20 protein-coding genes are annotated in these 20515 nt (G+C 32.4%); 13 read left to right on the top strand and 7 right to left on the bottom strand.

Annotated features, from left to right (window positions below):
* Positions 1-5 precede the first annotated feature (5 nt).
* Positions 6-479 (bottom strand): IS200/IS605 family transposase, encoded by a 474-nt coding sequence (tnpA, locus tag BN38_RS08805; RefSeq protein ID WP_044564935.1) that lies wholly within the window; start codon positions 477-479, stop codon positions 6-8.
* Between the two features lie 439 nt (positions 480-918).
* On the opposite strand from tnpA, the gene BN38_RS08810 reads away from it, so the two are divergent.
* Complete coding sequence (locus BN38_RS08810) at positions 919-2202, top strand: hypothetical protein (protein ID WP_044567032.1); 1284 nt, start codon at positions 919-921, stop codon at positions 2200-2202.
* A 47-nt stretch (positions 2203-2249) separates the two neighbouring features.
* Here the strand turns inward: BN38_RS08810 and BN38_RS08815 are convergent, their stop codons facing one another.
* The 6 genes from BN38_RS08815 to rpmH form a co-directional block, all read right to left on the bottom strand.
* Positions 2250-2750, bottom strand: coding sequence for a Jag family protein (locus BN38_RS08815; RefSeq protein WP_049944485.1), 501 nt, complete (start codon positions 2748-2750; stop codon positions 2250-2252).
* Positions 2751-2941: 191 nt separating this feature from the next.
* Positions 2942-3439, bottom strand: coding sequence for a Jag N-terminal domain-containing protein (locus BN38_RS10800; protein WP_049944486.1), 498 nt, complete (start codon positions 3437-3439; stop codon positions 2942-2944).
* Positions 3405-4157, bottom strand: a complete 753-nt coding sequence (locus BN38_RS08825; RefSeq protein WP_044567034.1) for a YidC/Oxa1 family membrane protein insertase — start codon at positions 4155-4157, stop codon at positions 3405-3407. The genes BN38_RS10800 and BN38_RS08825 overlap by 35 nt, the downstream gene beginning before the upstream one ends.
* A 21-nt stretch (positions 4158-4178) precedes the next feature.
* Positions 4179-4394 carry a membrane protein insertion efficiency factor YidD gene (gene yidD, locus BN38_RS10965; RefSeq protein WP_073998672.1) on the bottom strand — a complete coding sequence of 72 codons (216 nt, stop codon included), beginning with the start codon at positions 4392-4394 and terminating at the stop codon, positions 4179-4181.
* The gene (rnpA, locus tag BN38_RS08830; protein WP_044567036.1) at positions 4384-4734 is read right to left on the bottom strand and encodes a ribonuclease P protein component; all 351 of its coding nucleotides are present in this window, start codon (positions 4732-4734) and stop codon (positions 4384-4386) included. Before rnpA ends, yidD begins: the two co-directional genes overlap by 11 nt.
* A gap of 47 nt (positions 4735-4781) precedes the next feature.
* Positions 4782-4916: a 50S ribosomal protein L34 gene (gene rpmH, locus BN38_RS08835; protein WP_044567037.1), complete on the bottom strand. Its 135-nt coding sequence runs from the start codon at positions 4914-4916 to the stop codon at positions 4782-4784.
* Between the two features lie 698 nt (positions 4917-5614).
* Between rpmH and dnaA the strand changes: the two genes are divergently transcribed.
* The 12 genes from dnaA (at position 5615) to BN38_RS08895 (ending at position 20459) form a co-directional block, all read left to right on the top strand.
* Entirely contained in the window at positions 5615-7015 is a 1401-nt protein-coding gene (gene dnaA, locus BN38_RS08840; protein ID WP_195890902.1) for a chromosomal replication initiator protein DnaA, read from the top strand.
* Between the two features lie 229 nt (positions 7016-7244).
* A complete protein-coding gene (gene dnaN, locus BN38_RS08845; protein WP_044567038.1) occupies positions 7245-8357 on the top strand; it encodes a DNA polymerase III subunit beta in 1113 nt (370 codons plus the stop codon).
* 9 nt (positions 8358-8366) lie between these two features.
* Entirely contained in the window at positions 8367-8573 is a 207-nt protein-coding gene (locus tag BN38_RS08850) for an RNA-binding S4 domain-containing protein (RefSeq protein ID WP_044567040.1), read from the top strand.
* Positions 8573-9658: a DNA replication/repair protein RecF gene (recF, locus tag BN38_RS08855; RefSeq protein WP_044567042.1), complete on the top strand. Its 1086-nt coding sequence runs from the start codon at positions 8573-8575 to the stop codon at positions 9656-9658. Before BN38_RS08850 ends, recF begins: the two co-directional genes overlap by 1 nt.
* A gap of 23 nt (positions 9659-9681) precedes the next feature.
* Positions 9682-11583: a DNA topoisomerase (ATP-hydrolyzing) subunit B gene (gene gyrB, locus BN38_RS08860; protein WP_044567044.1), complete on the top strand. Its 1902-nt coding sequence runs from the start codon at positions 9682-9684 to the stop codon at positions 11581-11583.
* Positions 11584-11591: 8 nt separating this feature from the next.
* The gene (gyrA, locus tag BN38_RS08865) at positions 11592-14054 is read left to right on the top strand and encodes a DNA gyrase subunit A (RefSeq protein ID WP_044567045.1); all 2463 of its coding nucleotides are present in this window, start codon (positions 11592-11594) and stop codon (positions 14052-14054) included.
* Positions 14055-14063: 9 nt separating this feature from the next.
* A complete protein-coding gene (locus tag BN38_RS08870) occupies positions 14064-14366 on the top strand; it encodes an STAS domain-containing protein (protein ID WP_044567047.1) in 303 nt (100 codons plus the stop codon).
* Between the two features lie 3 nt (positions 14367-14369).
* Positions 14370-14705 carry an ATP-binding protein gene (locus BN38_RS08875; RefSeq protein WP_044567049.1) on the top strand — a complete coding sequence of 112 codons (336 nt, stop codon included), beginning with the start codon at positions 14370-14372 and terminating at the stop codon, positions 14703-14705.
* Positions 14705-15487: a SigB/SigF/SigG family RNA polymerase sigma factor gene (locus tag BN38_RS08880; protein WP_044567051.1), complete on the top strand. Its 783-nt coding sequence runs from the start codon at positions 14705-14707 to the stop codon at positions 15485-15487. Before BN38_RS08875 ends, BN38_RS08880 begins: the two co-directional genes overlap by 1 nt.
* Positions 15488-15557: 70 nt before the next feature.
* Entirely contained in the window at positions 15558-16454 is an 897-nt protein-coding gene (locus BN38_RS08885; protein ID WP_044567052.1) for a helix-turn-helix domain-containing protein, read from the top strand.
* 491 nt (positions 16455-16945) lie between these two features.
* Entirely contained in the window at positions 16946-18712 is a 1767-nt protein-coding gene (locus BN38_RS08890) for an ABC transporter ATP-binding protein (protein ID WP_044567054.1), read from the top strand.
* Entirely contained in the window at positions 18705-20459 is a 1755-nt protein-coding gene (locus BN38_RS08895; RefSeq protein ID WP_044567057.1) for an ATP-binding cassette domain-containing protein, read from the top strand. The genes BN38_RS08890 and BN38_RS08895 overlap by 8 nt, the downstream gene beginning before the upstream one ends.
* The last annotated feature ends 56 nt before the right edge of the window (positions 20460-20515 follow it).

A 20515-nucleotide genomic window follows, 5' to 3' on the forward strand; every position in this document is an offset into this window, starting at 1 on the left:
GCAGTTTATTTATTGCTTCTTTTTACTGACTCTCCCGTAAACGGGTCATAGTATTCCTTGATACTTATTTGATCCGCATAATAGTCTTCTTTTAGTTGATTTTGTATATATTCTTTTATCATTTTCTCATTTCGCCCTACTGTATCCACGTAATAACCTCTACACCAGAAATGTCTGTTTCCATATTTATATTTTAAGTTTGCGTGTCGATCAAATATTATTAGTGAACTTTTTCCTTTTAGATAACCCATTATTTCTGAGATACTATATTTTGGTGGTACTTCTATAAGCATATGGACATGATCTGGGCACAGCTCCGCTTCTATTATGTTTATTCCTTTTCTTTGACATAGTTCTCGTAGTATTTGACCTATGTCTTTTTTTAGTTTCCCATATATTTCTTGTCTTCTAAATTTAGGGGCAAATACTATATGATATTTACATCTCCATTTTGTATGTGATAAACTATTGTTGTCCAATTTATTCTCCTTGTTTTTATTGTGCATGTGGTTATCACAATTATATTACAAGTGAGAATTTTTTGGTCTTGAAGCTAAAGCTTAATTCCTCCACCTGCACAGCAGGTGGTTTTTTGTTTCGCTCACATCCGTTCGCTCAACTCACTTAAGTGAAGCAATAAAAACGCAGTTAAAGCAAAAAACTCCAAATACAAACATTACTGAATCCCCCAAAAAAGGAATAGCAAATGTATCAGGAGCCATTGTTATTTAACCCTTTGCAGGAGCTGTTCTTAAATAAACTAAAAGAAATTAATAATTAAAGGGCCTTATGCTAATTTTCTGCTAATCGGCTCTTTTAGGATAATATTATTAAATATAAATCTTAATAAAAAAAGTTTAACTTAAAATTAGTGGGTATAAATATATATGAAAAGAGCGAGTAAATAGGAGGCTTATAATGAAAAATAATTTAAAGAAAGCTCTGGCTATAGCATTAGCTGCAGGAATGATTTTTCCCGTAAACAACTCATTTGCCGACCAAGGTGAAAAAGCCGACAATAAAGAAAAAACAAACACGGAAGAACCAATAAATGTTGGTAAGAGAGATTGGAAGTATACAAACTATAAAATAGCTTATAAATTAGATGGCAAAGATTGTCCACTAGATACAATAATAGCAGATCTTATTCCTGGATCCGGATATGACTATCACCTAGTAAATCTAGATGAATTCGAAGGTGCCGTTAAGGATACTAATTTTGACTTTGAAATCATAGGAGAAGATGAAAACGAAATCGAAATAAAAAAGACAAATTCAAGTGATACAAATTCATACAAAATAGGAAAACAAACACACGATGGCAAGAAATACATAGATTTACTAGATTTTGTTCATAAGTTAGCTTTTAGAGCCTATTCTTTGGAAAATAATTATCAAAACTATGAAAATATGGTATTTGTCTTAAAATCTGATAAGAGTGATATAGCTAGTCCAAGCCTTGACGAATTTAAAAAAGAAGTGCAAAAGCACGATTATACAGTAATTTTCCCATACAAAGCTATTAAAACAGAAAATCCATCAGTTAATAACTATAAAATTTTAGCTATGGAAAAATATATTGAATATTTGAAGAAACAAGAAAATTACGATGTAGGTGTAATTGGACTTGTTACAGATTACGAAAATTTCACCAAAGATGACATCAAAAATTTATACGGTTCTAAAGGTCCACAGTGGACAGTTTTTGGTCAAACTGATGAAATCAACAAATATATAAACGAGAAGAATGGAAATTACGACCCAAGCTATCGTTTTTACGAAATTTATATGATGGATAAAGATTTAAATATATTAGGTGAGCCTTACCAAAACTATAGAGAGAAGATTTCAGATATCTACCTTAACCTTGGAAACCATGAAGAAAAAACTAATCCAGAATTAGACCAAGTAATAGATGATATAGCAAGTGCTAACTTCATTGACTATACAGTAAATGGCAAAACACCTAGTGAAACTGATATTAAAGACTATAAAAAAGCAAATACAAAAAAAATTATAGAGAATTTAAAATCATCTTTAGATGAGAACAGAGTTAAATGCGAAGCTGCAAAATTGTTATTAGATAAATATCCAAAAACAATAAAAAGCGTTAAGGATAAAGTCAAAAAATTAATTGATGAATCAATCAAATATCAAAAACAAGCAGAAGAAACTATAATAGAACTAGAAAAAAGTTTATAAATTAAAAAAAGGAGCTGTTGCAATCCTGGCAACAACTCCTTTTAAATTTATTCTTCCTCATCTGATAGGTAAGAAACAACTACATAACGTTTTGGTTCTATGCCTTCTGAGTGGCTAGTTACATTTGCATGTTTGCTAATTTCTTCGTGAGCTAGTCTTCTTTCGTAGGAGTTCATGTATTTTAAGTTCCAAGATTTCTTGCTTCTTTGAACCTTTCTTGCTGTGTCTGCTGCAAGTTCTACAATTTTTTCATCTCTACGTTTTTTGTAATTATTGATATCTACATTTACTCTGAGGTTGTTTGCCCTTGAATCAATAGATTTTCTAATCAAAAGCTCTATGGCATCTAGGGTTTGGCCGCCTCTACCTATGGCAATGCCTGTGTCATTTTCATCAACCTTGGCATCAAGTTTGATGATTGATCCTTCTAAGTTGCCATAAACTGTAGCATTTTCAAAGTGCATTTGCTCTAAGATTTCTTCTAAAAATTCCTTGGCCTTGTAGTACTTATCAATGTCAGATTGTTGTTTTTCTTTGGCAATATTCACCTTATGAGAATCTGCACCTGCAGTAAATACTCTTGCTATTGACTCATCTTTGCTTTCTTCATTTGATCCTTCTATTGAATCTTCTGCTAAATCTTCACTAGATTCTTCTATAGATTTCTCTTCTTCAAAAACTGGTTCTGGACGTCTTTCTATCTTGTAGCCATCCTTTGTTATTGAGTCAATATTGTGGTCTAAAACTTGGGATAAGTCTGGATTTTCCTTTTTTCTTTTGATGAATTCTCTTGGTAAGAATTGATTTTTTGAAGTCTAGAGTATTCTCCTAAGTCTTCTTCTTCGCCTCTGATACTTTTTATAGAATCTTCAAAGGCATCAGAATCATATTGGTAGTCTTCCTTTTGGCTAGGAATTTCTTGCTCTTCATCACTTTTGTAATTTGCAGAAGCTTCGTTTTTGTAATACTCTGATCTTTTAGAAATATTGTAAGATTCGTCATTTCCTTTAGAGCTATCTCTTTTGATTTCTTCTTCAAAATCAAAAAGACTTTCTTCTACACTTTCATCATAGATTACTTTTACAACAGCATCCTTGCTGCCAAGACCCAAAAATCCAGCAGATCCTTCTTCTATGACTTCTATTTCAACTTCTGATCTGTCTTTACCAATTTCATTTAAGGCTAAGCTAATAGCTTCTTCTTTATTTTTTGCTTGTTTTATTATTGACTTTTTCATCTTTTACCTCATCTAATTGTTTTGGTTTTTTAACTGTGAAATGCATTATTACCATAATTATAAGTCTGATAAGAGAACTCATTGTATAGTAAAGTGGAAGACCAGCTGGTAGTCTGATAAAGGTCATAAAGAAAATTAGTGGCATAAATAAGAAAGATTTATTCATGGCACTCATTGGTCCTTCACTCATTTGAGGGTTAGTCTTCATTGAAAATAGGGTTACCAAAAATTGGGATATACTTGTAAGTAATGGCAAACCGAACCATAGTGGGTCTGCAAGTGTTAGATCTGGTACCCAGTAGAAATCTCTTCTAAGATTTTCTATGCCCTCAGGGAAGACAAAGGTTTTTGTATCGTTCATAACTCTAAATAATCCAAAGAGGATTAAAAGTTGAAAAATCATCATAAGACAAGATGAAATACCTGGATTGACTCCCTCTTCCTTATATAGCTCTTGCATCTTTTTTTGCATGATCTGTTGATCGTAGGAATATTTCTTTTGGATTTCATCCATCTTAGGTTTTATTCTTTGAGTTTGTTCAGCCTGCTTTTGGCTGGAAATTGTAACTGGTATTGTGATTAGGGAAACTAAAAGAGTCATAATAATGATTGCTATGGCATAATAAGAAATGTTTTCTGGTTCTACACCGGTTGCTGATAGCGAATCATATATCCACCTCATTAGCTTGCCCAAAATGCTAGCTAAAAAATTTATCATAATCTCTCCATATAATATAAATTAAGGGACAGGGTCATATCCACCCTTGGAAAAAGGATTACATCGTAAAATTCTCCACACAGACATCAAAAATGCTTTTACAAATCCATACCTTCTAAAACACTCAATAGCGTAGCTAGAACAGGTCGGATGATATTTGCACTTTCCAAAGCCAAGTTGTGGAGAAATGTAGTTTCGATAAAATATAATGATTTTTATAAAAATTTTATTTAACATAAAAAATCTTATTCTTTTTAAATGCTTTGCTAAGTACGTGACCTAGAGATTTCTTAAGTCTGATGTAGTCAAATTCTGTGACATGCTTTTTTGGAATGATAACAATATCAACTCCATTGAGATTTTTGTAATTATTCCTTACTATATCGCGTAGTTTTCTCTTAAGTCTGTTTCTTTGGTTGGCCTTACCAATCTTTTTGCTTATAGAAAAACCAAAGCGGGGATGGGAGAGGCCATTGTTTTTGATCAATACAGTAAAGTCTCTATTAAAAAAAGCTTGATTCTTTTTGTATACTCTCTGAAAGTCAGTATCTTTTCTTAAACTTATTCGCTTTTCCATCTATGTCCTTAAATCTAAGTAAAAAAGCAAAACTTATAGCTTATAAATTAAGCTGAAAGTCTTTTTCTGTTTTTCTTACGTCTAGCTTTAATAACGCGTCTGCCACCTGGTGTTGACATTCTTTTTCTAAAACCATGATCTTTAGCTCTTTTTCTTCTATTTGGTTGATAGGTTCTTTTCATTATTACACCTCCTCATAAATTTTGACTCATATTATTATATGTAGAAATAGCTATTCTGTCAAGGTTTTTTAGCTCTTTTGATCCTAAATTAACTAAGAATATTTACCATGAATAAAAATTCTAGGATTTTCCTTATAAATATACCAAATATCAGAGAATTCCCTTATATTTTTTCAATGTGGATAAATAATTTAGGAAATTTTTTTATCAACAATTTTTGAACACTTATCCAAATGAAAAAAAATTAATATATGTGAGTATAAAAAAATCAAAATCCCATTATATGGACAAAGGCAAAGTAAAATTATAAAAATCATAAATAAATACACAGACTTATCCACATATCAACAATAATAAATCTTAATTAATAATTTTCTTGGGGAGTTTTCCCAAAACTTATTAACAAGATGTGGATAACTTGTACAAATCTCTATTTTAGAGTATAATTTGAGGTGTAAAAATATATGGAAAAGCCAGTTTTTGCTTTTCATAGGTTATATTTTTGTGGAAAAGTTTTAATTTTTTTATTTTTCTCGATTTTTTATAATTTTAATCTCATAAAATAGAGCTTTATTTAAAAATTTTCGACTTATCCACAATTTAATCCACATTAGTGGATAAGTCCTATTATTTGGTCTAATCCTTTAAATATAGGTCTTTATACTTGTGGAAAGATTTTTAATAAGAAAGGCTTGATGATGATCAATTTAGAATACATTACAGATGAATTAAAAAATGAAATGAAAATGAATATTCCAGATGAGAGTCAATATTACACATGGATAGATATTTTAAAACCATTAAATCTCTATGAAAATACTCTGTATTTGGAAATACCAAAGTCCAATATGATTTTCGTTTACGATAAGATATGGACCCCGTCCCTCCAAGAAAGCTTGGATAGGATTACAAAAGATGAGCCTGGCCACTATAAGGTCGTGGTTGTTGCAAGGGATTCTGATTCATATTCAAGGATCTTGACCTTGGGCAATAACTTTGATGACGATGGACAAATGAGGATAAAGGGAGTAAACAAGTATCCAAAGCCACTTTTGGATAGGAACTATACCTTTGAAAACTTCATCCAAGGCAAATCCAACCAATACGCCCTAGCTGTTGCCAGTGCAGTTACTGAAAATATCATAAATGGCCACCCAAATAAGGTCTATAACCCTCTATTTATATATGGAGATTCGGGCCTTGGCAAAACTCACTTGATGCAGGCCATAGCCCATAAGATCCTTGAAGAGCGTGACGACTTATATGTCATGTACATATCTAGTGAACGCTTTACCAATGAGCTTATAGCAAGTATCCAGCCAACGAGCAGGTCCAAAAACCAAAATTTAAACCAAGAATTTAGGGACAAGTACAGGTCAGCAGATATCCTCCTTATAGACGACATCCAGTTTCTATCTAATAAGGAAGGTACACAAACGGAGTTATTCCACACCTTCAATGACCTATACTATGCTGATAAGCAAATAGTCCTATCATCAGATAGGCCTCCTCTTGAGATCAAAGACTTGGAAGATAGGTTACTTTCAAGGTTTTCTTGGGGCATTACCGTTGATATTCAAAAACCAGATTTTGAGACTAGGGTTGCCATACTTCAGAAAAAATCTGATGAATTAGGTGCCTTTATAGACAATGAAATATTGACCTATATAGCTGAAAATATCGATACAAACATTAGAGATTTGGAAGGTGCTTTATCAACAGCCATTGCCTATGCCAAGGGAGATGGAAGAAATACCATAAACCTTGAAGATGCGACAAAGGGCATCAATACAAGGTCCATCAACAAGAGAAAGCACATCAATATAGGCGATATACAAAAAAAGGTAGCAGAGAAATATGCTATAAAAGTTTCCGACCTAAAGGGCAAGAGCAGGAAAAAGGAAATAGTAAACCCAAGGCATATAGCCATGTACCTATCAAGAGATTTGACCGATTCATCCCTTGTTACTATTTCAAATGCTTTTGAAAGAGATCATACTACCATCATGCATGGCATAGATAAGGTAAAAGATCAGATGGAAAGCGATGAAGATTTTAAAACAGAAGTAGAAGATTTGAGAAATTCTTTGACTGACTAAGGGCAAAATGTGCATAACTTTTGGGATAAGCTTGTGGATAAGTAAATTTAAAATTTATAAAAATAATCTCAAAATAATATGTGGATAAAGTCCAAACTTATCCTTGGCTTATCCACAGGATATTTTGTATAAGTAATGGCTTGATATAAAGATTTGCTTGACTTTTCCACATATATACAGGCCCTACTACTAATACTACTAAATATATATAGTTATATGAGGAGACACCATGAAATTTGAAGTTAAACAAAATGAGCTGATAAATGCTATCAATATTGCCAATAGGGCAGTATCAAAAAACACCAATATACAAATTCATGAATTAATATACTTTGAAGCAAAAGAAGATAGACTCTCACTGACTGCTTTTGATGGAGAAATCACAATCAAGACCTTTATAGAAGCAAGAGTAATAGAAGAAGGTGAGATGGCCTTAAAGGCAAATCTATTTACTAATATCATTAGAAAACTTCCTAATGACATTGTAAAGATAGAAAGTAAGGATGGCAAAATATCTATAAGAAGTCAAAATTCAAACTTCAACCTCCTTGCCTTTGAGTATTTTGAAAAACAAGACCTAGAATTGCCAGATACATCTCCACTAGAGATATCAAATGATAAATTAAAAAGATCAATCCTTCAAACAGAATTTGCTACAAGCTTAGATGAAACAAAGCTAGCTCTAACAGGAATTCTATTTGAGCTAAAAGATGCTAGCCTAAATATGGTGGCCCTTGATGGCTACAGGGTAGCCCTAAAGAAAAACTCCATGGACTACCAATCAGAATACGAAAATAGCGAATTTATCATACCAAAGAGATCTCTTATGGAATGGTCTAGGATTATAGCTGATGATTCTATTACAAAAATATATAAAAATGAAAATGACTTAGTTTTCCAAGCTGAAAACACTACTATGTATTGCAGAGTAATAGATAAAAACTATATAGACTACAGAAATATCATAAATAAAACATCAGAAACGAGTGTTATAGTTGACAAGGCTAAGCTAGTATCTGCCCTAGACCGTGCCCAAGTTTTGTCAGATCCAGGTAGGGCAAATCTTATTAGAATAGAAATAGCTGAAAACCACATGATTATCAAATCAAATTCTGAAATAGGGGATGTAAAAGAAGTTATAGAAATAGACCAAGAAGGACCAGACCTTAACATAGCCTTCAATGCAAGATATATGCAAGAGGGTGTCAGAGCCTTTGACAGTGACAAGATCAAACTTAACTTCAAATCTTCCCTAAATCCATGCTTGATAGATCCAGTTGACAGCAAATACGAAGATGAAGAATTTACCTACCTAGTTCTTCCAGTAAGACTAGCAAATTAGGATAAAACTATGGAAGAATTAGAATTTCAAACAGAAATGATAACATTAAAAGATTTGCTAAAAGTTACTCAACTTCTCCCATCGGGTGGTATTGCAAAAGCAGTCATCAAGGATGAGGGAGTAATAGTAAATGGAGAAGATTGCTTTGTTCCGGGCAAAAAACTCTACAAAGGCGACTGGCTAATCTTTGATGATGTCAAAATTACTATTGTATAATGTGGATTAAAAATATTAGCTTAGATTCATTTAGAAATTATGATAAGGCAGATGTAGGATTTTCTAAGGATATAAATATCTTTATAGGCGATAATGCCCAAGGCAAGACAAATTTGCTAGAATCCCTCTACTATTTGGCCAATGCTACAAGCTTTAAAAAGATTAGAGATAAGGACATCATTTCCTTTGATAGGGATAATATGTCCCTTGAGGGCATTATTAGAAAAGATAAGTATTTTAAACACGTTTACATAAATGTTGACCAAAACAATAAGAATATCTATGTAAATGAAGTAAAATATGAGAGGAACAAAGACTTAAAGGCTCTCTTTTCCTTGGTGCTTTTTACACCGGAAGACTTGCTTATAATAAAAGAGGGACCAAATTTAAGGCGAGACCTAATTGATGATATAATAATAAGTGTAGATTTTTCCTATAAGCAGATCAAAAAACAATATGATAAGCTTATTTTTCAGAGAAATAAACTTTTGAAAAACCAAAAAAGTCCATATTTTGAGGACCAAGTAGGAGCCTTCGACAAAAATCTTTGCCGCTTTGGCTATAGGATCTACAAGAAGAGGGCTAAGATTACTGAACTTATAGGAAAATTTGCCAATGACTATCATGATTTGCTCTCAGAAGGCAAAGAGGATTTAAAAATAAACTATAGACCTGATATCATGGCCACTAGCCAAGAAGATTATTATCAAAAGTTTATAAAATCCTATGACCTAGACAAAAAGTATCAGACGACCCAAGCTGGCATCCACAAAGATGAGATAGAAATCACCATAAATGATAAGCTAATCAAAAATTTTGGATCTCAAGGCCAGCAAAGATCAGCAATACTAAATATAAAACTAGCCCAAGTAAGATTGATAAGGGAAGTGACAGGTGATAAATCTGTCATTTTATTTGATGATGTTTTCTCAGAACTTGACGAAAAAAGATCCCATTTCCTCTTAGAAAACCTAGAGGGCTACCAGACAATTATAACAGCTACCAATACCAAGAGCTTGGATATGGTGGATGAATCTTCCCTTAGATACATTAAGAATGGCAAAATATACCAAAGCTTGAGATAAGGGAGATTTTAGAAAGGAAAATTATGACAGAAAATAATTACGATGCCGGTAATATTAAGGTCTTAGAGGGACTAGAGCCAGTTAGACTAAGACCTGGTATGTATATAGGCTCAACTAGTGAAAAAGGTCTACACCACCTAGTTTATGAAGTTGTAGATAACTCTATAGACGAGGCTCTTGCCGGCCGTTGCGATTACATAAAAGTGACCGTATCAGAAGATAATATTATAACAGTAGAAGATGACGGATCAGGTATACCAGTAAAAGAACACCCACAAACTCACAAATCAACCCTAGAGACTGTTCTTACAGTTCTTCACGCTGGTGGTAAGTTTGACTCATCAGCCTATCATTTTTCAGGTGGACTTCATGGTGTAGGTGTTTCTGTAGTAAACGCCCTATCAGAATACCTTATAGCAGAAGTCAAAAGAGATGGCCACCTATATCGCATGACCTTTGAACGTGGAGTTGCTACAAGTGATTTGGAGATCTTGGGAGAAACTAACGAAACTGGTACAACTATAAGCTTTAAGGCTGACCCAGAAATCTTTGATACAACAGTATATGACAAAAAGACCCTAGAACGCAGATTCCGTGAAATGGCCTTTCTAAATTCTGGTGTGCAAATAATCTTTGAAGATCAAAGAGATGAGTCTTCTCAAACATTCAAATATGACGGTGGAGTTAGTGAATTTGTTGGTTACTTAAACCGCAACAAAGATGCTATAATGCCTGAAATCCCACACTTTATTGGAAGCCAAGAAGATACAGAAATAGAAATTGCCTTCCAATACACAGACTCATATTCTGAAAACATCCTAACTTTCGCAAATAATATCCTTACTCCAGAAGGAGGTACCCACCTATCAGGCTTTAGGTCTGCCTTAACTCGTGGAGTCAATGACTATGCTAGAAAGTATAAGTTTATCAAAGAAAACGAAGAAAATCTCCAAGGTGAAGATGTCAGAGAGGGTATGACAGCCATAGTATCAGTAAAGATATCAGAACCACAATTTGAGGGTCAAACCAAGGCAAAACTTGGTAACTCTGAAGTTCGTGGGGCTGTGGATAGCTTCTTCTCATCCAAGCTAGAAAGCTTCCTTGAAGAAAATCCAAAAGTTGCCCAAACCATCCTTGACAAGGCTCTCCAATCAAGAAGAGCAAGAGAGGCTGCAAGAAAGGCAAGGGACTTAACTCGCAAGCGTTCTATACTTGATAGCGCAACACTTCCAGGAAAATTAGCTGATTGCCAATCTACAGATATTGCCGAAAACGAAATATTTATAGTCGAAGGTAACTCAGCTGGTGGTTCAGCAAAGGGTGGACGTGATAACCGCATCCAAGCTATACTTCCTCTACGTGGTAAGATTCTAAATGTAGAAAAGGCAAATATCGACCGCATATTAAATTCAGAAGAGATTAAGGCAATGATCACAGCCTTTGGTACAGGAGTTGGTAAGGAATTTGATATATCAAAACTTCGCTACGGCAAGATAATCATCATGACAGATGCCGATGTCGACGGTGCTCACATCAGAACCCTACTATTGACATTCTTCTATAGATATATGAAAGATTTGATAGATGATGGCCATGTTTATGTTGCTCAACCTCCTCTATACAAAATAACCCACGGCAGGTCTGAACGTTATGTATACTCAGATGCCGAAAGAGATAGGGTCATAGAAGATATCAAAGGCGAAAACTACAAGATCAACCGCTACAAGGGTCTTGGTGAGATGAATGCTGAGCAACTTTGGGAAACAACCATGAATCCAGACAACAGGATATTGCTTAGGGTCTTAGAAAATGAAGAATCAACAAGTACAGACGACACCTTTAGCCTACTTATGGGAGAAAAGGTAGAACCAAGACGTGAATTCATAGAAGAAAACGCCAAATACGTAAATAATATTGACGTATAGGAGGCAAGATGACTGAAATTAACAATGAACACAATATTATAAATGTAGACCTAGAAGAAAAGATGAAGGATGCCTACCTGGATTATTCTATGTCTGTAATAGTATCTCGTGCACTTCCAGATGTACGTGATGGACTAAAACCAGTACATAGAAGAATCCTCTATGGTATGGAAGGTCTAGGTCTTGATCCAAACAAACCAACCAGAAAATCTGCCAGAGTAGTTGGTGAGGTAATGGGTAAGTATCACCCTCACGGCGATACAGCTCTTTATGATGCCCTAGTACGTCTTGCCCAAGATTTCTCAACCAGATATCCCCTAGCCCAAGGCCAAGGTAACTTTGGTTCTGTAGATGGCGATGATCCAGCGGCTATGCGTTATACAGAAGTTCGTATGTCAAAAATCGCCAAGGAAATGCTAAGGGACCTCAATAAAAATACAGTAGACTTTGTACCAAACTTCGACGAAGAAGAAAAAGAACCAGTAGTCCTACCATCAAGATTTCCAAATCTTTTGGTCAATGGCTCTAACGGTATAGCTGTAGGTATGGCTACAAATATGGCTCCACATAACCTTAATGAAGCCATAGATGCTTCTATAGCCTACATGAGAAACCCTGAGATAAGCATCCAAGAACTAAACAAAATCATCAAGGGGCCAGACTTCCCAACAGGGGCAAAGATCCTCGGCAAAAAAGGAATCAAGGATGCCTACGAAACAGGTCGTGGTAAGGTTAAACTTCGCGGTATAGCTAGTATCGAACCTTTCAAGAAAAACCGCGAGAGAATCATAGTTACAGAGATTCCTTACCAAGTAAACAAGGCCAAACTCATACAAAAGATAGCTGACCTTGTAAAAGAAAAGAGAATAGATGGTATATCTGATATCCGTGATGAATCAGATAGAAAGGGAATGAGGATTGTAATTGAAATTAAACGCGATTACAATGCCAATATTGTCCTAAATAACCTTTATAAATACACCCAACTAGAAACAACATTTGGTATCATAAACCTTGCTTTAGTTGATGGTATACCAAGAATTCTAACCTTAAAAGAATTGATCAAATACTATATCGACCACCAAAAAGATGTAGTTACCAGACGTACACAATTTGACCTAGACAAGGCAAAGGCTCGCAAGCACATAGTAGAAGGTTTGATAATCGCTATAGATAATATCGACGAGATTATCAAAATCATCCGTTCTTCCTATGATGACAATGAGATTAAGGCAATATTTTTAGAAAGATTTGGCCTAACAGACCTCCAATCTCAAGCTATCCTAGATATGAGATTGAAACGTCTATCAGGACTAGAAATTGAAAAACTTAATGCAGAAAATAAGGAACTTGAAGAGACAATTACCTATCTCCTATCAATTCTAAACTCAGATGAAAAGCTTATAGACCTAATAGAAACAGAGTTAAATGAGATTAAGGAAAAATATGGAGATGAACGTCGCACCAAACTTGCTCCAGATGAAGGTGAAATAGATATAGAAGAGCTTATAGAAGAAGAAGATATACTAATCACCCTTACAAATGATGGATACATCAAACGCCTACCAGTAGATACCTACAAGGTACAAAACAGGGGAGGCAAGGGAATTTCTGCGGCAAATACCAAGGAAGATGACTATATCAAACGCATCATGACTACAAACACTCACGAAGACTTACTATTCTTCACATCCTTTGGTAGGGTCTATAGCTTAAAGGGCTACGCAATCCCAGAAGGATCTAGGACAAGCCGTGGTCAAGCTATAATCAATATTCTATCCCTAAACTCAGGAGAGAAAATAACTGAGATTATGCCATTATCTGAGCTAAGTGAAGAAGATCAGATTGTACTTCAAACACAAAATGGTAAAATTAAGAAAACTGATGCCGATAACTTCACATCTATCCAAAGAAACGGAATCATAGCCATAGGCCTTGAAGAAGGCGATAAACTAATATCTGCCCGCCACATAGAAAAAGAAGAAGAACTAATAATATCAACTAAAAACGGTATGACTATCCAATTTAACACCGAAGATGTGAGAAGTATGGGCCGCCAAGCTCGTGGAGTCCGTGCTATAAAACTAGCCAAAGATGACGAAGTAGTAGCAATGAACATCAGAGGCGAGGAAACCTACCTACTAGTCGTAACAGAAAATGGCTTCGGCAAGAAGACATCATTTAACAACTTCAAAAACCAAAACAGGGGCGGCAAGGGAATCAGATGCCACAAGGTAACAGAAAAAACAGGCTTTGTAGTAGACACTATCCCAGTAGATATAGACGAAGATATAATGATGGTTTCCTTAAGAGGTGATATAATAAGAATTAGAGCAAAAGATGTCTCTATAACAGGAAGAAACACCATGGGAGTCACCCTCAAAAATATGAAAGATGACAAAGATAGAATAGTATCAGTAACCAAATACGACGATGGCGCATACGATGTCCAAAGAGAAGATATTAAATAGGGGAAGAAGATGTTTGATAAAGAAATAAAAATTGAAGATGATATTCAGACAGTAAAACTTGTTGGCGACCTAGATGTGTATTCAGAAGAAGACTTCAAAGAATTCATAGAAGAAAAAATAGATGTCAACAAGGACCTAGTATTTGACCTAAAGGACCTAGACTATTTAGACTCAACAGGCCTTGGTATGTTTATGCTTATCTACAATAAGCAAAAAGAAAATGGCAAATCAGTAAAAATAATAAACACAAAAGAAAATATCAAAAAATTATTCAAAATAACTGATCTATCCGATCTATTTGATATGGAGTAAATAATGGATAAAATTACCATAACAATCCCCGCTCGCAAAATCTATCTAAAATCCATAAGATTGTTTACCGCTTCCCTTGCAAGTGATCTAGGATTTAATATAGAAGAAGTTGAAGACCTTAGAGTTGTAGTAAGCGAGGCTATCAACTACAAGCTAAGCGATGAGGACGTAAAAATAGAATTTTTGCCAGAAGATAAAAATCTTCAAATCAAAGTTATAGGCAAGGACAAGAGCCTAGACGAACGTGCACTCAAAATGCGTGATTTAATTTTAAAAGAACTTGCAGATGAAGTTGAAATCACAAGTGGAGAAATTAAAATCATAAAAAGGGCAAACTAATGACAAAGCAAAAAGATCTAACTGATCAAGAATACAAAGAGCAAATCAAGAAGAAATTTGAAGAGTATTACCAAACTCGTGACAAAAAACTTCGCGATGAACTAATAGAAGAGCATATGTATATAGTAGATATCCTATCCAACAAATACGTAGGAAAGGGCATTGAGAGAGAAGACCTCTACCAAGTAGCAAGCCTTGGACTAATCTATGCAGTAGAAAGATTTGACCCAAGTAAGGGCTACGAATTTTCATCATTTGCAACACCAACAATAATGGGTGAGCTCAAACGCTACTTTAGAGACAAGGGTTGGGTCATCAGAGTCCCAAGAAGAATTCAAAACCTCTACAAAAAAATAAATAATGCCAAAAAAGTCCTACCCCAAGAACTGCAAAGAACCCCAACAATAAAAGACATAGCAGACTATCTGGGAGAAGACGAAGAAACAATACTAGAAACCATGGAAGCAAGCAAAGTATACGCTCCACAAAGCCTTGATATGAAATACCAAGTCCAAAAGGGAGAAAACTCCATAGACTTGGCCGATATGATAGGAGAAGAAGACAGAAACTTCGACTCCATAGAACTATCAGATCTTATAGAAAAATCAACAGCAAGGCTAAACGATTTGGAAAAAGAGATCCTAGAACTAAGATACTACGAGGGCAGAACTCAAATAGACATAGCCAACACCCTAGACATCTCCCAAATGACAGTAAGCCGTATAGAAAAAAAGATCTTGCAAAAATTCACCATGGAACTAGAAAAAATGGAAAATATCTAAGAAACCACACCAAGCGATTAAGCTATGGTGTGGTTTTTAATACAAACAAGTAGTAGAAAGAGAAAATCAAATGGCAGAATATGATTACATAGGAAGTGAAGTAAAAAGAATTAGAAAAGAAATGGGAATTTCACAAGCTGAACTCGCAGAAAAGTCCAGTGTTTCTATTGATACACTCAGGAGGCTTGAGAATGGATATACCTTGCCTAGATTAGATTCAATTGTTCCAATCTTTAAAGTTTTAGGTATAGAGTGGGAATTACTACTTAAAACAAAAAAAGGATCATCTTGGCAAGATGTACAGAATATTTTAGAGAAAGCAAGCCAAGAACTTGATCAAAATAATTTAGATAATGTTTCTGAATATATTAGTCAACTTATTTATTACAGAGATACATTACCTACTAGCTATAAAATCAAATTAGACCAGTATCTATTGTTTTTCCAAGCTTGTTTGTCAAGATCTAAAGATAAAAATTTAGTATTATATAAAAAATATTTAGAAGATGCACTGAGCTTAACTAAAAAATCAGAAGATTTATTAAGTGAGAGCTCAAATTACAATGAACTAGAAATAAGAATTCTTCAATCTCTATCTGAATATTATATAGATATAGAAGATAATGAAAAAGCGTTTAACATATTAAATCATTTAAAAGAAGTAACACCAACAGAATCAAAACTATTTCCAAAGATTTGTTATAATTTGGCTAGGTATTACTATATTGAACAAAAATATAATGATACAATACTTTTGTGCAAAATTGGCTTAGAAGAAGGATCAAAAATAAGTAATTATAATAGCTTTCCTTTGCTATATTATATGATAGGAATATCTAAATATAAAATTGGAGAACTTGACTATAGATTTTATTTAGATTCCTCATTAAAACTGTGTGATTTATTATTAAAAAATGATTTAAAGAAAGTTCTAATTTTAAGTATTGATGAAATTTTACAAGAATAATACCTGCTTAGACCTGCACAAGTGCAGGTTTTATATTATGGAGAAATTATTTATAATTATATCAAGATATCTAATTAAACTGACAAATTAATCATGATTAATTGAAAAGCTAATATTAATAATTTATCGTACATGGCGGATATGGGTAAGTTTAGTGACTTAGAATATTGTGAAAAGGATCAGCTGGTAATAGAATGAAAATCTTATTAAGAAATTTTTTATATGTAATTTTTTCTATATTATATTTTTTTGGATGAGGGGCAATTTGTTAAAAAGTAGTGGGCGTGTATTGCCAACTAGCAAATTATGCTTGTATCAGATAAACACCTGTATGTATATCTAGAATTACAAATTAAAATTATGAAATATATATAATATGAAAAATATGCATGCAATTATTATTGTTTGCATGTTTTTTATTTACCGATTAAAATAAAGTTAAATAATCACATTAATGAGCTATCTAATGGTAGGTACAGAAAGAGAAGCTAATGATAAAAAACAGTACTTTTAAAATATTCAAGATAATTAAGTCTTATGGACAATATTTTTTTATATTAAGCTTTGTTTTGGAAATAATATCTGCTTTGATTTTTCCCCTAAGTTTACTACTTATGGAAAAGTTTGTTAATACAAGTATAGATTATTTCCTAACAAGGGGTAATTTAAATTTACTTATTAGATATTTACTCTTATTTTTAATTACATTTTTTCTAGTTTCAAATTTTGACTTATTTACAAATAGAGTGGACATACACTTGCAAAGAAATATAAAGAAAAATATTTCTTCTGAAATTACGGATAAATTCTATAATATCACTTATGAATGCTTTGAAGATTCAAACTTTAATAATACTTTAAAAAGGATGCAAAATAATCCTGATGAAAAAATTTTTGATATATACAAATCTTATATGTCTATTATTAAATCGCTAATAAGTATTGTATCAGTTAACATTATAATATCAAAGATTTCACCAATATTTTCTTTAACCTATAGTATTCTTATTGCAGTTATATGTTATTTTGACTTTATGGCTATGAACGAGATGAATACTATGTTCAATAATCAATCTTATTCAGAAAGAGAATCAGACTATTTTAAAAAATTACTATCAGATAAACACTCTTTAGTTGATCTTAGAGTTTATAAAGCTATTAATTTTATATATGAGAAATTTTCTAAGGCTAATAAAGATAAGATAGATGAAAGAATTTCTACTAGTATAAAAAATCAAAAATATTATATTGCTAGCAATATTTTAATTAGTATATGGGTCATAAGTATTCTTTATATGGTGTATAAAAATATAATGGATGCGTATATTAATATAGGTCTTTTCGTAGCTGTAATTACAAGTATAGATCAAATTTTATCTTTAAGTGAAAACATATCCTATGATTTTTCATTTATATCTCAAAATATTTTAAATTTAGAACATTTTGAAAAATTCATGTCTCAAAAAGAAGAGGATGACAAAGTAAGTCAAAGTAAAATAGACCCCTCTTTTATTGAATTTAGGAATGTTAGTTTTACATATCCAAATACTAAAGATAAGGTTCTAGATAATATTTCTTTTAAAATAGATATGGATAAAACTCTTGCTTTAGTAGGGAAAAATGGATCTGGGAAATCAACCATTATAAAACTAATTTTAAAACTATATAAAGCTGATAGTGGAGAAATCCTAATTGGTAATAGAACTATAGATGATATTTCCAGAAGTCAATTACAAGATTTATTTTCTGTAGTATTTCAAGATTTTTCAAAGTATGAGATTACTGTTAGAGAAAATGTAGCCTTATCAGATATTAGCAAGATAGATGATGATATGAAAATAAGGAATTGCCTAGATAGTTTTAAGCTTAGCGAGTTAGGTAATCTAGATCAAAATCTTGGAAAAATAAGGGAAGACGGTATAGATTTGTCATTTGGTCAATGGCAGAAATTAGCACTTGCTAGAGCTATTTTTAAAAAAGCACCATTTACAATATTTGATGAACCTACTTCAAGTCTTGATCCTATATCAGAAAATAAAATGTATGAAAATCTTCATATTTTAAGTTCAACGCATGGATCAGTTTTTATATCTCATAGACTGGCATCATGTAAAATGTGTGACAAAATTATTTTGATTGATAATGGTAAAGTAAAGGAATACGGCAGTCATAAAGATTTAATTTATCAAAATGGCTTATATAAGAAAATGTACGAAGAGCAAAGTAGCTGGTATGGGGAAAGTGATAGAAATGTTTAAGAAATTACTAAAGACAATATTTACATTTATTCCAATCGCAAGTCTTCTTGTAACAATAAATTTTATCATTGAAGCACTAGTTCCAGTTAGTATAACTTATATAATATCTAAACTGGTAAGTTCAATAAACTTATATTTTAATAATAATTCAGGGATTGATGATATAAAATATTGGATGTGTATCTTTGTTGGCGTATTTATTATAAAGGGGATTAATAGCTCTATTTATAGTATTAGTTTAAATGCTTATTTGTTTGAAAAACTAAATAATATTTTGGAAATCAATTTGGTTAGAAAAGCATCAAAAATTAGCATCTTATCATATGAAAATCCAGAAGTTTTAAATATAAAAAGGAGAGCAGAGTCTGCAGTAGAAAATGAAGTTATATCAATGGTATATTATAAATTTTTAGAAGTTTTTAAAAATCTTATAATATTTATAAGTATGATTGTAGCTTTATCTACCTTTGATTATAGGCTAAGTTTTATTTCAATTATTGCAACAATTCCTCATTTTATAAATAGATTAGTTAGAGGAAAAGAGTTTTATAAGATTAAAGAATTCCAAAGTGAAGATGAGAGAGAAAAGAATTACTTATACTCTTTAATAGCAGGTAAAGATACTAACAAAGAGCTTAAAGTATATGATAAAGAAAAATATATAAAGCAAAAATATATGAATGCATTATTTAAGCTTGAAGATGAATTATGGAAATTTAAGCTTAATGATAATAGAAACTTCGCTTTATGTGAAATCTTAGTGATTTTAGGTTTTGGTATATCCTTAAGCCTATCTTTAAAACTAATGGTTGATGGAGCTATAAATGTAGGGCAATTCTCAGCTCTTATTTTAGGGTTAGAAAATCTAAGTGAGGCTAGCAAGAATTTTTTAATAAATGTTGGAGCCATACCATCATCATTATTATTCGCCAATAATTATTTTGATTTCTTGGAACTAGAAGAAGAAGATCTGGACGAAGGATATAAACTAGCTGAAATTAGATCAATTGAATTTAAAAATGTTAGTTTCACTTATCCGAATACAATAAAAAAAGCAATATCAAATGTAAGCTTTGAAATTAATAATGGAGAAAGCATAGTAATAGTTGGAGAAAATGGATCCGGGAAAACAACTATTAAGAATTTGATACTTAATCTATATGATAGTTACAATGGAGACATTTTAATAAATGATATTAACATTAAAGAGATGTCTAAAAATTCATTATATGCCCTTACAAGTACAGTTAATCAAAATATAGTAGATTATAAATTAAAGGCAGATGAATCCATACTATTAGAAGAAACAGATGGAAAAAATAATAAAGAAATCGATGATAATTTGTCATATCTATCCCTTGATCACCTTAAAGATAAAGAAGGATATAAAAGATTGGGAAAAGAATTTAATGGATTAGAATTATCTACTGGACAATGGCAAAGATTGGCATTAGCTAGATCTAATATAACAAATAGTAAATTAAAATTATTTGATGAGCCGACATCTTCATTAGATCCATTAGAAGAAAATAAGATATTAAAAGACATAATAAAACAAAGCAAAAAAGATCCATTAGCTATATCAATAATAATTTCTCATAGATTAGGTCTTGCTAAGTTTGCTGATAAAATTCTAGTTATGAAAGAAGGTAAATTGGTAGGAGTTGGAGATCATAACACTCTGATAAAAAATAATCCAGAATATATAAGACTTTATAATTCCCAATCAAAATGGTACAAAGATTAAATTGTAAGCATAAACAGAAAAATTTTATTTTGCATAGTTATTTATAATGGTTGAAT

Origin of the sequence: Anaerococcus provencensis (assembly GCF_000312365.2) — a bacterium.
GTDB lineage: Bacteria > Bacillota > Clostridia > Tissierellales > Peptoniphilaceae > Anaerococcus > Anaerococcus provencensis.